General features: G+C 54.7%; 16 protein-coding genes and 1 tRNA gene. 4 read left to right on the top strand and 13 right to left on the bottom strand.

Annotation, left to right across the window (positions count from 1 at the left end):
- Positions 1–46: 46 nt before the first annotated feature.
- The 10 genes from ACWB12_RS09235 to ACWB12_RS09190 all read right to left on the bottom strand — a co-directional run bounded on the left by ACWB12_RS09235 (position 47) and on the right by ACWB12_RS09190 (position 8,184).
- Positions 47–757, bottom strand: a complete 711-nt coding sequence (locus ACWB12_RS09235; protein ID WP_479529784.1) for a c-type cytochrome — start codon at positions 755–757, stop codon at positions 47–49.
- 1 nt (position 758) lies between these two features.
- Positions 759–1,385 (bottom strand): c-type cytochrome, encoded by a 627-nt coding sequence (locus ACWB12_RS09230; protein WP_479529783.1) that lies wholly within the window; start codon positions 1,383–1,385, stop codon positions 759–761.
- Positions 1,369–2,631, bottom strand: a complete 1,263-nt coding sequence (gene soxC, locus ACWB12_RS09225; RefSeq protein ID WP_479529782.1) for a sulfite dehydrogenase — start codon at positions 2,629–2,631, stop codon at positions 1,369–1,371. The genes ACWB12_RS09230 and soxC overlap by 17 nt, the downstream gene beginning before the upstream one ends.
- Before the next feature lie 77 nt (positions 2,632–2,708).
- Entirely contained in the window at positions 2,709–4,400 is a 1,692-nt protein-coding gene (gene soxB / locus ACWB12_RS09220; protein WP_479529781.1) for a thiosulfohydrolase SoxB, read from the bottom strand.
- A 121-nt stretch (positions 4,401–4,521) separates the two neighbouring features.
- Entirely contained in the window at positions 4,522–5,397 is an 876-nt protein-coding gene (gene soxA, locus ACWB12_RS09215) for a sulfur oxidation c-type cytochrome SoxA (protein ID WP_479529780.1), read from the bottom strand.
- A gap of 35 nt (positions 5,398–5,432) precedes the next feature.
- Entirely contained in the window at positions 5,433–5,762 is a 330-nt protein-coding gene (gene soxZ / locus ACWB12_RS09210; protein WP_479529779.1) for a thiosulfate oxidation carrier complex protein SoxZ, read from the bottom strand.
- A 17-nt stretch (positions 5,763–5,779) separates the two neighbouring features.
- Complete coding sequence (gene soxY, locus ACWB12_RS09205) at positions 5,780–6,196, bottom strand: thiosulfate oxidation carrier protein SoxY (protein WP_479529778.1); 417 nt, start codon at positions 6,194–6,196, stop codon at positions 5,780–5,782.
- Between the two features lie 20 nt (positions 6,197–6,216).
- Entirely contained in the window at positions 6,217–6,687 is a 471-nt protein-coding gene (gene soxX / locus ACWB12_RS09200) for a sulfur oxidation c-type cytochrome SoxX (RefSeq protein ID WP_479529777.1), read from the bottom strand.
- 170 nt (positions 6,688–6,857) lie between these two features.
- On the bottom strand, positions 6,858–7,427 hold the full coding sequence (locus ACWB12_RS09195; protein WP_479529776.1) for a thioredoxin family protein: 570 nt from the start codon (positions 7,425–7,427) through the stop codon (positions 6,858–6,860).
- A gap of 19 nt (positions 7,428–7,446) precedes the next feature.
- Complete coding sequence (locus ACWB12_RS09190) at positions 7,447–8,184, bottom strand: cytochrome c biogenesis CcdA family protein (RefSeq protein ID WP_479529775.1); 738 nt, start codon at positions 8,182–8,184, stop codon at positions 7,447–7,449.
- Between the two features lie 71 nt (positions 8,185–8,255).
- Here ACWB12_RS09190 and ACWB12_RS09185 point away from each other — a divergent pair, with 71 nt between their 5' ends.
- The 3 genes from ACWB12_RS09185 to ACWB12_RS09175 all read left to right on the top strand — a co-directional run bounded on the left by ACWB12_RS09185 (position 8,256) and on the right by ACWB12_RS09175 (position 10,280).
- Entirely contained in the window at positions 8,256–8,642 is a 387-nt protein-coding gene (locus ACWB12_RS09185) for a hypothetical protein (protein ID WP_479529774.1), read from the top strand.
- Positions 8,643–8,727: 85 nt separating this feature from the next.
- Positions 8,728–9,054, top strand: a complete 327-nt coding sequence (locus ACWB12_RS09180) for an ArsR/SmtB family transcription factor (protein WP_479529806.1) — start codon at positions 8,728–8,730, stop codon at positions 9,052–9,054.
- 179 nt (positions 9,055–9,233) lie between these two features.
- Complete coding sequence (locus tag ACWB12_RS09175) at positions 9,234–10,280, top strand: YeeE/YedE family protein (RefSeq protein WP_479529773.1); 1,047 nt, start codon at positions 9,234–9,236, stop codon at positions 10,278–10,280.
- Here the strand turns inward: ACWB12_RS09175 and ACWB12_RS09170 are convergent.
- The 3 genes from ACWB12_RS09170 to ACWB12_RS09160 form a co-directional block, all read right to left on the bottom strand.
- Positions 10,255–10,956 (bottom strand): phosphatase PAP2 family protein, encoded by a 702-nt coding sequence (locus tag ACWB12_RS09170; protein ID WP_479529772.1) that lies wholly within the window; start codon positions 10,954–10,956, stop codon positions 10,255–10,257. The genes ACWB12_RS09175 and ACWB12_RS09170 overlap by 26 nt on opposite strands.
- Before the next feature lie 26 nt (positions 10,957–10,982).
- Positions 10,983–11,059 (bottom strand) — tRNA-Arg (locus tag ACWB12_RS09165).
- Positions 11,060–11,120: 61 nt separating this feature from the next.
- On the bottom strand, positions 11,121–11,432 hold the full coding sequence (locus ACWB12_RS09160; RefSeq protein WP_479529771.1) for an ETC complex I subunit: 312 nt from the start codon (positions 11,430–11,432) through the stop codon (positions 11,121–11,123).
- 440 nt (positions 11,433–11,872) lie between these two features.
- Between ACWB12_RS09160 and uvrB the strand changes: the two genes are divergently transcribed.
- On the top strand, positions 11,873–14,014 hold the full coding sequence (gene uvrB / locus ACWB12_RS09155; RefSeq protein ID WP_479529770.1) for an excinuclease ABC subunit UvrB: 2,142 nt from the start codon (positions 11,873–11,875) through the stop codon (positions 14,012–14,014).
- The last annotated feature ends 422 nt before the right edge of the window (positions 14,015–14,436 follow it).

Raw genomic sequence — 14,436 nt, 5'->3', positions numbered from 1 at the left:
TGTCCTCCCTAACGTATGAAATTCAAGTGGGGTTTATTCGTCTGGTTTATTGTCCCACATTCTCAAAATATGCGGCCAGACCCGCAATCTCTTCGGCCGACAAACGACCCGCCATCATCTGCATCACCGGATGAACGCGTTTTTTGTCTTTGTAGGCATGCATGGCGATCACGAAATCCTCGACCGGCCAGTTAGTGATCGACGGGATGCCAGTGTCAGCCCCGTCGATCTGGTGACAACTCACACACTCACTGGACAGGTATTCGCCATATTCAGGATCGCCCTGTAGCGCCAGAATCTCCGGGTCGACACTATGGTCCGTGCCCTCCCTGGTTGGCGATGCTTCGGGGATGTCGGATGGGTCATCCGAGAACTGGCGCAGGTAGGCCATTACATCGGCGCGGTCCTGCTCGTCTTTCAGGCCGCGAAAATTCATCCGCGTTTTGGAGATCAGCGATTTTGGGTTTTCCAGATAGGTATCCAGCGAGGTATGGTCCCAAATCAGCCCATCCGCCCCGGCCCGCAGCATTGATGGCGAATATTTGAACCCCTCAACCGATCCGGCGGGCCGCTGGAACAGCAGGTTCAACTGCGGCCCGACACGGTTTCGCGCCCCGTCCCCGATCTTGTGACAACTGCGGCATTTCTTGAAAACCGTCTCGCCGCGCTTTGCGTCTCCATCCGCATGCTCAGCCACGGCTGCTTGGGCAAAACAGGCAACGACAGCACTCATTATAATGTGTTTCAGTCCGTTCATTTCACTCCCTCTTATTTTCAACCGCCTCCGCATTTTCAACCGTCATGGTGATTTCCACATTAGATTTGCATTCCGACATGCAGGCGTGATGGCGGAACCTTGGCAGTTCGACCTGTGCGCGGTTGTCCATGTAAAACCCGTCCTCGTTGGGCATGCGAATTGTGGTAAAATTCTCGCGGCTCAGCACAAAATCATCCCCGACCAAATCGTTGGAATAAAGCAGATAGGCGGTGACGGCGTATATCTCGTCATCAGACAGCTCAGGGCCGTAACCCACCGTCATTGCGCGGTTGATGAAATCCCAAACGGTTGAAAGGTAAGGATAAAATGATCCAACCGTGCGTGTCGGGCGCGCGTCTTGCAAGGTGTCAATCCCGCCCGCCAGCGCTGGGTAGCGCCCGACCCCTTCGGCAAAATCTCCGTGACAAGCGGCACAGTTTTCAACGAACACTTCTTCGCCCCACGTCACGCTGCCTTGCCCCGCAGGCAGGCCCAATCCATCGGGACGCACGTCGATATCCCATGCGGCAATCTCGTCTGGTTGCGCCACTCGACCCAAGCCCAAAGGCCCGGCCTGAAGCGGCGATAGGCTGGCGATGATGGCAAACAGACTAAGTAACCTCAACATTTTGCACCCTCCCGTCCGCACCGACGCTCCATGTCTGAATGCCGTTGTTGTGGTAATTGGAATTCAGCCCGCGAATATTCCGTAGCGCGTCCTTGGTGGGTTGCACATATCCGGTGCTGTCGTGCGCACGGCTTTGCAACAGCAACGGTGTGCCATCCCAGTTGAAATCATAGTAAAACCGCCGTAGGGATTTGCCCAGTTCCGGCCCATCCATCCGCGCCTGATGCCAGTTGATGCCGCCATCCAGCGTCACATCCACCCGCGGGATGCTGCCACGTCCAGACCACGCCAGCCCTGACAAAACCATCGGCCCCAAGCCATGCGTTACGGGCGCTTGCGGGCTGGGCGTAGTGATCACCGATTTAGCGTCCATTTCCCACGTAAAGCGCCGCGTGCGCCCGTCCGCCATCAGATCGGAATACTTGCTGGTTTCTTCGCGGTGGTGCCACGGCATATCACCCACGTCCAGACGGCGCAGCCATTTCACCCACATGTTGCCTTCCCACCCCGGCACCACCAGCCGGACAGGATAACCCTGCTCGGCCCGCAACGCCTCGCCGTTCATTTTGAAGGCGATCAGGCAATCATCCAGCGCCTTTTCCATCGGAATTGAACGGCTCATAGCGGAAGCATCCCCGCCCTCGGCCAGCAACCATTTTCCAGCCACCTGCACGCCCGCTTCCTCAAGCAAATAGCGCAAAGGCACGCCGGTATATTCAACGTTGTGGATCATCCCGTGGGTGAACTGCACCCCGTCCATCTGCACCCCGCGCCATTCCATACCGGAATTGGCAGCGCATTCCAGAAAATAGGCGCGGTTTTCGCGCGGGAACCGCAGCAGATCTTGCAGGGTGAACACCAGTGGGCGATCCACCAACCCGTTGATCATCAAGCGATATTTGGCGGGGTCCACCTGCGCAACACCGCCGTGGTGGCGTTCAAAACACAGACCATTCGGGGTGATGGTGCCATCCAGCTGGTGCAGCGGCGTAAAGCTAACCGCGGTGGTCGCATCCGGTGTTAGCCAGTCCACACGACGGCGCAGAACGTCTGCCTCATATTCCGAGGGCATGCCATAAGGCACATCATTGACCGGCCCCCCCAGATCACGGCGCCACGGCTGCATTTCGGTAATTTCGGATTCTCCGGCGACAGCAGACTGGCCCGCAACAACAGCACCACCAACGGCAATACCTGACGTGATAAACCCACGCCGTGTTGTCTTATGGTCAGTCTTTTCTGTCACTCAGCCCCCTCCCGTTCGCAAGTAGAGCAGCTTGTTCGAAAACCTCTTTATTATTGTTGCAAGTGGCGTCGCTTTCGTTACGCCCCCGTTACTTTCACAGATGTATTCGGATCCAGCTGGATTGTGCCTTGGCGTTTGATGTAACTTTCAACCACATCCCAGATTTCCGGCCCTTCGGTGCCTTCGCGCACTGATGCCCAGCCCGCAACCACATAGGTTTTTGCCGGATCAACCGCTTCGCCGGTTTTCAGGATTGTCATCTTGGTCAGGCGCTCGCCTTGCGGTTTGGACACGTCAATATGATAGCCCATGCCACCAACCCGCACCATGTCACCGCCCTGTTGATAGTAGGGATCAGGGTTGAACAGATTGTCGGCCACATCCTCAAGGATGGTCTTGATGGTCTCGCCAGTCATTTCCGAGCGATACGCATTTGGATAGGTCATCGCGGTGGCGTTGTAGATGTCCTCGCGGGTGATCGGATCCCCTGGCAGCAGGCTCGGACCCCAACGGAAACCGGGGCTAAGGGCGATGTCGGCCTCGCGCTCGTCAATCAGCGCGTTACAGATCAGATCGTCCCATGTGCCGTTGAAATTGCCCCGACGATACAGCAAGCTGTCGGTGTGGCCGATCACCTCGCTCATTTCATCAACATAGGGCGCGCGTTCCGCGTCAATGGCGGCGGCGACCTCTTTGTCGCCCTCGATCACGTCTGAAAACACAGGGATCAGCTTGTGACGGAACCCCATCAGTTGGCCATCACGCACGTCCAGATCAACGCGGGAAACGAATTTGCCGTTCGATCCTGACGCAATCAGCATGGTTTTATTCACCAGCACCGGTTCCGGCAGCGCGTCATGGGTGTGGCCGGTCAGGATCACATCGATGCCATCGACCTTGGCCGCCAACTGGCGATCCACATCAAATCCGTTGTGCGACAGCAGCACCACCAGATCAGCGCCAGCAGCACGGACTTCGGCGACCACTTCGCGCATGCGTTCCTCGCGCACACCAAAGGACAGGCCGGGGAACATCCAGCCCGGATTGGCGATTGGCATGTATGGAAATGCTTGACCTATCACGGCAATTTTCGCCCCGCCGCGCTCAAAGAATTTGTAAGGCTCAAGCGCTGGCTCATCCCACTCATTGTCAAACACATTGGCGCCCAAAAACGGGAAATCCAGCGTATCAACGATTTCATTCACCCGATCCACGCCCAGCGTGTATTCCCAGTGCGACGTCATCGCGTCGGGTTTCATCAGGTTCATCACGTTGACCATATCTTGAGCGTCGGTTTTCAGACAGGTGTAAGAGCCATGCCACGTATCACCCGCATCCAACAACAAAGCGTCAGGGCGCGCGGAACGGATCGATTTGATGATGGTGGCCATGCGGTCCAGACCGCCCATGCGCCCATACCCTTTGGCCAGCGAGGCGAAATCGGTGTAGGACAGCGCGTAGGCCTCGGGCGAACCGGGCTTCAGGTTGAACATTTTCAGGAAATCGGCACCGGTGACATGCGGCGGCATACCGTTCACGGCCCCAACCCCCAGATTGATCTCTGGCTCGCGGAAATAGACCGGTTTCATCTGGCCGTGGATGTCACAAATATGGATCAGGGTGATATTTCCGAAGGTGTCAAAATCTAATAGCTGGTCTTGGGTCAACGCCTGTTGCGCCGCAAGCTTGGCCCAGTTTCCGACGCCAGAGGCGCCGTAGATGGCCGATGCTGCTACGGTGGCTTGCAAAAAATCGCGACGCGAGATCATGGTATTCTCCTTGGTTCATTGTCGTGCAGGATCAGGGGACAAAAGCCCCCGCACCCAATTCTGTATAAATGGACAAACAAATAAAAAAGCGCCCCGCGTTATGCAGGGCGCTTTTGGTATCTTAGTTACGGATTGATGGTCCCTCGACCGACAAACCATTGCCGCGCGATGCAACATACAGCTCAAGCGCAAGGAAATCCTCGCTGCCGGGCTTATATGTCTGGGCGCGCGTATCACGAACGCAGCCTTTGAAACGCGCATGAACCGAATTCAGCTTGGCGTTTTTCAGACGGTAAACCGGAAAGCCGTTGATCTGGCCCTGTGACAGGTGATCGGCACGAATGAACTGATCATAGTTATCCTCGTGACAATTGGCACAGGACATCTCCAACTGGCCGGTTTTGGTGTAGTACATTTCCTTACCACGTTCCCACATTGACTGTGCAGGACCATCGATAGCAACGTTCACCGGCATACCGCGCGATTGCAAAGTGATCAGCGCATTCATTGCTGTCATCTTGCCACCCGTCAGCTTATAAGGCTCGGCCCCCATACGGGTTGTGCGACAGTTGTTGATCTCCATATCGATGGAGCGAACGCCACCCGCATCCTCGCGCCATTTCGGATATGTCGCTTTAACGCCAGCCATGCTTTCTTCAACCGCACCGTGACAGGACGCACAGGATTTACCCTCAGTGCCATCAACAGTGTTCCAAGCATCCTGCGCAATATCAACAAAGATCATGCCAGGATTGTCAAAGTCGTCCATTTGGGCTTCTTGGGTTTCATCCTTGCGGAAAATCCAGCCGGAAAAAACCTCGTCCAAGGCCCCTTCTAGATGGGCCGCTGCAGGCGCACGGGTCACAATTCTCGTTTCCCCGTTGATAACCAGCTCTTTGTCCAGTTCAGTTCCAGCAAACACTGCACTGCTGCCAAAGGTCATCGCAACCGCGATGGTCGCCATGCCCAGAGTACTTTTTAGCGAATAGTTTTTCATTATTATGTTTCCTCCCTTAACGTGATTAAATTCGCTTAGGCCATTGCGACGGGTTTGACGGCTTCATAGATATCGCCATCATCGTCATACCAAGTGAACTTAAACTCGCCCGCTTCCGGAACCGTTGCTTCAAATTCAAAGAACGGATTGGTCGAAATCGACGGCTCCATCAGAACTTCGATCACGCTTTGGCCATTAAACTCGCATGTAAAGCGGTTAATGATCGAACGCGGGATGAGTTCGCCAGCTTTGTCTTTACGACGGCCTGATTCCATTTTGTGGCTGATCAGGGTTTTGATTGTGATGCTCGATCCAGCCGCAGCTGTCTTGGGCACTTTAACACGGGGTTTTACACCAGATGCCATGTTGTTAACTCCTTAAATTAGCCGCCGCAGCCGCCGATTGTAACTTTGATCGCGTTCGATGTTTTCACGAAGCTGCCATCAGCCATTTTCGCCACAGCAATGATGTCTTGCGATCCGGCCAGACGGATGCGCATAGCAACCGACTGTGCCGCGGAAAGCGGACCAAAGTTGGCCTGTGCAGTTTTCGGGTCAGGGTTACCTGCCGCCAGCAAAATGATCGAAACCGCACCAGGTGCGTCAACTGAAACCGGTACAGTGTTACCGTTCTCCGCAATTTCGGGGCTTGTCAGCGTGATACCGCCTTCAGCTGCATCCGCACCGCCAGTAAAGGCCATGATGGCCTCTTCAGCAGCGGCAAACGCCTGAAATGGCAGGACCGTCGCGGCGAACGCACCAGCACCGATGGCCAGAGCATTACGTCTCGTCAATTCCATGTGAGTTCTCCTCGTTTTCATTATTTAAGCGTCATCAGATATGCGAGCACATCTTCAATTTCTTGTGCTGCAAGCAAAGGCGCGAATGTATCATCAGCTGCCTTGCCGGTGTAGCGTTTACCAGGCCGAACAAATCCATCAACGCGGTAGAACGATGGCATGAACGAATCCTCGAACGTGATATCGGCGTTCACCAAAATGCCGCGGATTTGCGCCTCGGTGTAACGGTCTGCAACACCCGCCAGATTTGGGCCAATGCTGCCCTGAAATCCAACATCAGGCATTTCATCGTTTGTATGGCATGCGATGCAATTGCCGTGTTTTTTGCTGGATACGACCATACGGCCGTTCACTGGATCACCGGCAACGCCAGTAATCGACGCAGCAACTGCGCCCTCATCAAACACGACATCACCCGGTGCAACTTCGGCTGCAGATAATGCAGTCGTTGCTGCGAACAAGGCCGCCATGCCTAAAATAGCTGGCTTCATTATAATTCCTCCCATTAGATTCTGTCCTCCGATCCTCTAAGGCTAGACAGTTTGTCGCACCCACGCAACGATAAATATGTATTTGTGAATGTATCTTTGCAAAAATTACCCGCAACACCCAATAAACGCAGGGTATATTACAACTCAAGAAAGATACGGCTGGTCCATAATTATTGGATCACGCCCTCTTCTTTCAACATCCGCGCGTGGTATTTCTGAAACGGCTCATCCCCGTCATACCCCTTTTGCACGATCCATTCCATCAGGTGACGGGTGGTATATGTGCCAAAGGCCCCGGGCATGGTGGCAGCGGCGAATTCGGTGCCCATAACCTGCCCCGCCTCGCCATCGCGCATGAACATCATGGTGGGGGTAAAGATAACCCCCCAACGCCCCGCCATATCGCGTTCCGACATCACTGTGCCGTCCAGATCGGTGACCTCGACATCGCCAAACAGGTTCATTTGCACTACATAGAATTTCTCGCGGATCAACGCATCAATTGCAGGATCGGGGAAAATCTCGTTGTGCATCTTGTTGCAATAGATACAGCCGCGTTGCTCCCAGATGATCAGCAGGCGTTTGTCCTGCGCCTCGGCCTCGGCCAGATCCTCGCGCACATCCAGAAAGGTATCTTCCAGCCACGTAGGTTTGTGAAGCCCATCGTCGCCCATTTCAACAGCCGCCGCAGGTGTGGCAATCGCCATCAGGGCAGCAAAGACAAATCCGATCATACGCATAGCTTTTCCTTTTTAAAAATCACCCGAAGGATTGAAACCACGGGAACATCTCGATCATGAAATTGGCGATCACATTCAGGGTATTGGTCACCATCAAAATAGCAAACAGGATCAACATTGCCCCCATCACTTTTTCGACATAGGCCAGATATTTGCGGTTGCGCGACATCCAGCGTAAAAACGGTTTGGCGAAAAACGCAGCCAGAACAAACGGCGAGGTCATCGCCAAGCCAAAAGTCATCAGCAACAGACCGCCCTCCATCACTGTCTCCTTCATTGATGCGATAAACAGGATGCTGGCCAGCATTGGCCCAACGCAAGCCGACCAGCCAAATCCAAACGCAAGACCCATCACATAGGCCCCTATGATGGTCGATGGATCACCTTTACTCTCGAATTTCGCCTCTCGATACAAAAACGGGACGCGCATAACGCCCAAGAAATGCAAACCAAACACGAATATGATAGCCGCCGCCGCGTAGGTCAGCTCGGTTTTCCAGATTCGCACCGATTGCCCCGCGGCTGTCGCCCCCATGCCCAAAAGAATGAATATCGTGGTCACGCCCAGCGCGAAAAACAGCGCCGAAATCACCAGACGGCGGGCCGCACCTGGGGCAATGCTGTCATCGTTTTGCAGCTCGGACATCGAAATTCCGGCCATATAACTAAAGTAAAACGGCACCATTGGCAGCACACAAGGCGAAAAAAACGCGATGAACCCTTGCAACAGTGCCCCGCCAAACGTTGCGTCAAACATATCGTCTCCAACCTTGTCCCTTTGGTCAAAACATATTACTATGTATCTATGTTTACGCAAGGACACTGTAGATGAGGCGCCTCAGACAGATCATTTTTACAGGATTGCTTGGGGTATTCCTAAGCATAGGGCAGGTGAATGCCGAAGTCCGCCTGTTGATGGTCGAGGCTGTGGGCTGCCCGTGGTGTGATCGCTGGAAAGCCGAAATCGGGCCGATTTATCCGAAAACCGCCGAGGGACGCATCGCCCCTCTCGTAAAAGTGATGATCCACGATCCGCTAGAAGACGGCATCACCCTGAAATCCCCGCCGGTCTATACGCCGACCTTTATCCTGCTGAACGACGGTCAAGAAGTGGGGCGCATCGAAGGATATCAAAGCGATGAGTTTTTCTGGTGGTTCATTGAGGCGATGATCAAACAACTGCCCGAGGATCTGCAAAAGGATCCCGACGCATGACAAGCAAGCAAAACAACGCTAAACAAGTATATATGAGTAGTAAGGAGCATTCCAAATGGAAGCCACATTAAACGGTCTTGGTAATATGGCCAAAGGTGACGCCGGTGTTGACACCGACGAGCTGGGCGGTCGCGCAACCGAGGCGTCGTCTTTCCTCAAGGCCTTGGGCCACGAGGGACGGCTGATGATCCTGTGCCATCTTAGTTCCGGCGAAAAAACCGTAACCGAGCTGGAACACCTGCTCTCGTCGCGTCAGGCATCGGTCAGCCAACAACTGGCCCGCCTACGGCTGGAAGGTCTGGTTAAATACCGCCGCGAGGGCAAAACGATCTACTACACCCTTGGCGATACCAAGGCACGCCAAGCAATCGATCTTGTCTATACCATGTTCTGCGGTGTCGATCAGGCGTAAGCCGCCGCGCATCAATGCTGACAGTTTTCTTCGATCAACAACGTGCCATAATCTGGCGTTTATCAGGCCTGAACAGAGCTTGATACCCGTTTGGCGTGATTTTTCTCTTGAACCAGTTCCCTGCGCAAATACTATGACCCCCACAACAGACCGAGAAAATCGGCACTTGGGAGAACAATATGGATATGCTGCCATTTGGTGCGTTAGCGGCCCTTGTCGGATTGTTTGGCGGTATCATACTGGGGTTGGCTGGCCGGTTGGGGCATTTTTGCTCGCTCGCAGCGCTTGAAACAGCGGTCTACGGCGACGATCAAACCCGTCTGCGCATGTGGGGTATCGCGCTAGGCACGGCCATCATTGGCGTCTTTACCCTAGAGGCCGCTGGGATCTTCGATTTCTCCCTGTCGTTTTACCACCAGATAAAATGGAACCCCTGGGCCAGTATCATCGGCGGGCTGGTGTTTGGCTATGGCATGGCGATGGCGGGCAATTGCGGGTATTCCGCCCTGACACGGTTTGGCGGCGGCGATTTGCGCGCGCTTGTGGTGCTGGTGGTGATGGCGATTTTCAGCTTTATCACCTTGAACGGCCCGCTTGCCGCCCCCCGCCTTGCCTTGCTGCCAGAAGAACCCTCGGATGGAATAAACTCTATCGCCCATTCGCTGTCTGCCGTCACGGGCATCGCCCCCTTTGCCATCGCGGTTGCCTTTGCCACTGTGCTGATCCTCTGGGCGCTGTCTTATGAAAGGTTGCGCCAACAGCCTGGGCAAATCTTCTGGGCCTTTGCTGTCGGGGCCGCCATCACCATCGGATTCTGGGGCACCTCGACGCTTTATACCGACAGCTTTGGCGAAGGGCTGGTCGAAAGCTATACCTTCACCGCCCCGCTGGGCCGCACCCTGATCTGGCTGATGACATCCTCCGCGGGCGGACTGGTGTTTTCTGTCGGCTCGGTCGGGGGCGTGATATTGGGCGCCTTTATCGGATCATCGATCAAGCATGATTTCCGCTGGGAGGCCTGTGAAGATCCGCGCGAGTTGGGCCGTCAAGTTGGGGGTGCTGCCCTGATGGGCATCGGTGGCGTGACCGCAATCGGCTGTTCGGTCGGTCAGGGGTTATCGGCATTTTCAACGCTGGCCTATTCTGCGCCAGTCACATTAGCCGCCATTGCTGCGGGTGCTCTGTTGGGGCTGCGCCACCTTATTCACGGGTTTCAGCCGGAATAACCCGCCCCCGAAACAACAGCATATGAACGATCAGAACGATGATCCACGCCAACAACATCGTGGTCAACGTGTGGCTTAGGAAATGCCGCCCGTTCAGCATCTGATACCCCGCCATCGCCCAGCCCAGCGCCATTGCGCCAGTTAATGCCGCCACTTGCCGGCGCCGCGTGGTCGCTATCAAGACAAGCATCAGCATTGCAAACCCGCCCGACGCATGACCCGCCGGAAAACAGCGTCCCGGCACATCCACCTTATTGGCCTGAAACAGCGTCACATAAGGCACATCACCGCCGAATTCCAGTAACTGATAAGGGCAATGCACATGGGTTTCCTTTTTACCCAGCCCCACAATCGCGGGCACCAACAACAGGCAAATCAGGATAAATACATTATTGCGCGTCCGAAAACGCCGCAGCGGTTTCACCAGCCATGATAGCACCAACGCCAACAGGACTATGATTGCATAAAGCACCAGTAATTTCTTTGGCGCATCATAGAAAAAGAACCGGATTACCGGCTGGGTATTATCCACCAGCCACTGACCATCCTGAAAGAACATTCCCTGGATTGCCAAATCCCATCCGGTGTTTTCGAGCAGCAGTAACATGCCCACCAACACCAACACCGAAACAAACAAATGCCGCTTGCGGTTTATCTGGAACGGGCCGTCTTTCATCTAATGTCCTGCCTCTACGCCACCAATGGTGATCCCATCAGGACTCGAACCTGAAACCCCCTGCTTAGAAGGCAGGTGCTCTATCCAGTTGAGCTATGGGACCGTTATGGATGGTTATTGCGCGACCAAGACGGCAGGATCAACCCCTAGTGCGTCCATAACCCCTAGTGCGTCCATGCCCCACGGCGGCTGGTGGCGAAATTCTCGCCATACCCACCCTGCCGGATCACCGCTTTTCGTTTGTGTGGCTTGCTCACCTGCGCGTCAATGCCGTGGTGTCTGGCGTATTCAACTGCCGCATCAAGGCTGTCGAACTTAAGGCGAACCTGTGAATCCATATCGCTAGAGCTGGTCCACCCCATCAACGGATCGACCGTGCGTGCCGCTTCGGGGGCAAACTCCAACACCCACTGGCGGGTTTTACCCACGCCTGATTGCATGGCATTTCTGGATGGCTGGTAAATCCGCGCAAGCATAATTTCTCTCCGATATTGGGCCGATACAGGTCTTTAACGCGTTTATCCCGAATGTGGGACGGTTGCGCAAGCCTGCATTGCACCAAATGCCTGTGATTAGGCGTTTTATAAGGGGAGGCAAGCGATTGTCGATCAGGTGCTAGGGAGCGAGGGGTGGGGTGGGTGGTGCGCCTGACCGACAATCAATTCTTCTGCTTGCCCTGTCACGTTAAGCATAGTTTTTCAGCGATGCAACAAAAATATACCTTTATGGTTGCATTTTAATATATAAAACTCGTCCTTAAGTTTTAACACTTTTTTAACGGCGACCGCTCTCCAAACAGTTTAGGACGAAAGGCGTCCATTCAAACAGGCATTCGCCGCCACTTTGAGTGGAAAATCTCTGACGCCCCTTGCACAAGAACAAAAAGGGGCCAAAATAGGTATTGAGGGGATTTTCAATGTTAGTAACCAGCAAAGAGGCCGCGTCGCGCCAGAAACTTGAAGGCGGCAAGCGGTTTATCATGCACACCGAGTTTGAACCGGCGGGCGATCAGCCCAACGCGATTGCCGAACTGTGCGAGGGCATCAATTCAGGCGAGCGCAATCAGGTGCTGCTGGGCGCAACCGGCACCGGCAAAACCTTCACCATGGCCAAGGTGATTGAACAAACCCAGCGCCCCGCGATCATTCTGGCCCCGAATAAAACGCTCGCCGCCCAGCTATACGGCGAAATGAAGAGCTTTTTCCCGGAAAATTCGGTCGAATACTTCGTGTCATTCTATGATTACTATCAGCCCGAAGCCTACGTCGCGCGCACCGACACCTTCATCGAAAAAGACAGCGCAATTAACGAACAAATCGACCGGATGCGCCACTCTGCAACCCGCTCGCTGCTGGAGCGTGACGATGTGATCATCGTGGCGTCCGTGTCGTGCATTTACGGCATTGGATCACCCGAAACCTACACCGCGATGACGCAAGATTTGATCACTGGCGACACCTATGACCAACGCGAAATGATGCAGGGGTTGATCGCGCAGCAATACCGCCGCTCCGATAACGCGTTTGCGCGTGGCACATTCCGTGTGCGCGGGGATAGCCTCGAAATTTGGCCCTCCCACCTAGAGGATCGCGGCTGGCGGCTGTCGTTCTTTGGGGACGAACTCGAAGCCATCACCGAATTTGACACCCTGACGGGGGCAAAAACCGCGACGCTGGAAAAGGTCCGCGTTTACGCCAATTCGCATTACGTCACCCCGCGCCCGACCCTGCTGCAAGCGATCAAACACATCAAGGAAGAGCTGCATCAGCGGCTTGAATATTTCAAAGCCGAGGGTAAATTGCTGGAAGCGCAACGTCTTGAACAACGCTGCCGGTTTGATCTGGAGATGCTGGAAGCCTCCGGCTTTTGCGCCGGGATCGAGAATTATTCCCGCTACCTGACAGGCCGCAACACCGGCGAGCCGCCCCCCACCCTGTTTGAATACATCCCCGACAACGCGATTGTGTTTGCCGACGAGAGCCACGTTTCAGTGCCCCAAATCGGTGGCATGTATAAAGGCGATTTCCGGCGTAAATCCACCCTGTCGGAACACGGCTTCCGCCTGCCATCCTGTATGGATAACCGCCCGCTGAAATTCGAGGAATGGGACGCGATGCGGGCGCAATCGGTGTTCGTATCCGCCACCCCGCAAGACTGGGAGCTGGAGCAATCGGGCGGTGTGTTCGTTGAACAAGTGATCCGCCCCACCGGCCTGCTGGAACCTGTGCTGGAAATCCGCCCCGTTGAAATGCAGGTCGATGATCTGCTGGACGAGGTGCGTATCGTTGCCGCCAATGGCCAACGCACATTGGTCACCACCCTGACCAAACGCATGGCCGAAGATCTGACCGAATACCTGCATGAACAGGGCATCCGCGTGCGCTATATGCACAGTGACATCGACACGCTGGAACGCATCGAAATCCTGCGTGATTTGCGGCTGGGCGCGTTTGACGTGCTGGTCGGTATTAACCTGCTGCGCGAGGGTCTGGATATTCCCGAATGTGCGCTGGTGGCCATTCTGGATGCGGATAAAGAAGGCTTCCTGCGTTCCAAAACCTCGCTGGTACAAACCATTGGCCGCGCCGCGCGGAATGTGGAGGGCCGCGTGATTATGTATGCCGACCGGATCACCGGATCAATGCAACACGCGATGGACGAGACCGAGCGGCGTAGAGCGCGCCAAGTTGCCTATAATCTGGAACACGGCATCACGCCGCAGACGGTTAAGAAAAACGTCGATGACGTGCTGTCTGGTTTGTATGACGGCGACACCGATACGGCGCGGATCACGGCGTCGGTGGATAAGCCGATGCTTGGCGAAAACCTCGCCACCCATCTGGAAGCGATGCGGGTGCAAATGCGCAAAGCCGCCGAGAACCTTGAGTTCGAAGAAGCGGCGCGGCTGCGCGACGAAGTGCGGCGGCTGGAGGCGGTGGAGCTGACGATTGCGGATGATCCGTTGGCGCGTCAGTCTGCTGTGGAGGCGGCAAGTTCGGCTGGCGGGCGGTCAACGGCGGGGAAGGCTGGCGGCAAACGGAAGTGGGGGAAGAGGTAGGATGGGAGATCGCGCAAATGAATGAACCCCAAAAGGACAACTTAGTTCTGCTCCAGAAAATTCTAATTTCCCTAGAAGAAGCTAAGGTACCCTCGATTGATCCCGCTCAAATCTCACTTGTATCCAAAACCGCTTTCAAAATAGCAACATTCAGAGAAACCATGCTCTGGCGTTATTGCGAACTACTAAAAGGCATTGTGGCCCTAGACGGCCTGAACCTTCCAGCAGTGATACTTTGCAGAAGTGGCTTGGAAGTGGCTACTATTTCTTGCTACTTTGCTAGGGCCTGTTGACGTTTACCGCAAATGAATGACGGTTGCGACGATTGAAATCATGGCATTAAAAATATCGTCAGTTTTACATGCACGTAATGCTATACTTTTGAATTACATTATCTTTTGGAATTATTTTTCACTGATATG

The organism is Profundibacter sp. (assembly GCF_056498605.1).
Note: the sequence above shows the minus strand (reverse complement) of the source record. Positions and strands in the feature narration are given on the sequence as shown.

Excerpts from the sequence above, each read along its gene's own strand:
- ACWB12_RS09190 (WP_479529775.1), bottom strand. The coding sequence starts at position 8,184 with ATGTTTGACGCAACGTTTGGCGGGGCACTGTTGCAAGGGTTCATCGCG.
- soxZ (WP_479529779.1), bottom strand. The coding sequence starts at position 5,762 with ATGGCATCTGGTGTAAAACCCCGTGTTAAAGTGCCCAAGACAGCTGCG.
- ACWB12_RS09195 (WP_479529776.1), bottom strand. The coding sequence starts at position 7,427 with ATGCGTATGATCGGATTTGTCTTTGCTGCCCTGATGGCGATTGCCACA.
- ACWB12_RS09160 (WP_479529771.1), bottom strand. The coding sequence starts at position 11,432 with ATGCTTGCGCGGATTTACCAGCCATCCAGAAATGCCATGCAATCAGGC.
- ACWB12_RS09180 (WP_479529806.1), top strand. The coding sequence starts at position 8,728 with ATGGCCAAAGGTGACGCCGGTGTTGACACCGACGAGCTGGGCGGTCGC.
- ACWB12_RS09170 (WP_479529772.1), bottom strand. The coding sequence starts at position 10,956 with ATGAAAGACGGCCCGTTCCAGATAAACCGCAAGCGGCATTTGTTTGTT.
- ACWB12_RS09230 (WP_479529783.1), bottom strand. The coding sequence starts at position 1,385 with ATGTTGAGGTTACTTAGTCTGTTTGCCATCATCGCCAGCCTATCGCCG.
- ACWB12_RS09185 (WP_479529774.1), top strand. The coding sequence starts at position 8,256 with ATGAGGCGCCTCAGACAGATCATTTTTACAGGATTGCTTGGGGTATTC.
- ACWB12_RS09175 (WP_479529773.1), top strand. The coding sequence starts at position 9,234 with ATGGATATGCTGCCATTTGGTGCGTTAGCGGCCCTTGTCGGATTGTTT.
- soxA (WP_479529780.1), bottom strand. The coding sequence starts at position 5,397 with ATGAAAAACTATTCGCTAAAAAGTACTCTGGGCATGGCGACCATCGCG.
- soxX (WP_479529777.1), bottom strand. The coding sequence starts at position 6,687 with ATGAAGCCAGCTATTTTAGGCATGGCGGCCTTGTTCGCAGCAACGACT.
- uvrB (WP_479529770.1), top strand. The coding sequence starts at position 11,873 with ATGTTAGTAACCAGCAAAGAGGCCGCGTCGCGCCAGAAACTTGAAGGC.
- soxB (WP_479529781.1), bottom strand. The coding sequence starts at position 4,400 with ATGATCTCGCGTCGCGATTTTTTGCAAGCCACCGTAGCAGCATCGGCC.
- soxY (WP_479529778.1), bottom strand. The coding sequence starts at position 6,196 with ATGGAATTGACGAGACGTAATGCTCTGGCCATCGGTGCTGGTGCGTTC.
- ACWB12_RS09235 (WP_479529784.1), bottom strand. The coding sequence starts at position 757 with ATGAACGGACTGAAACACATTATAATGAGTGCTGTCGTTGCCTGTTTT.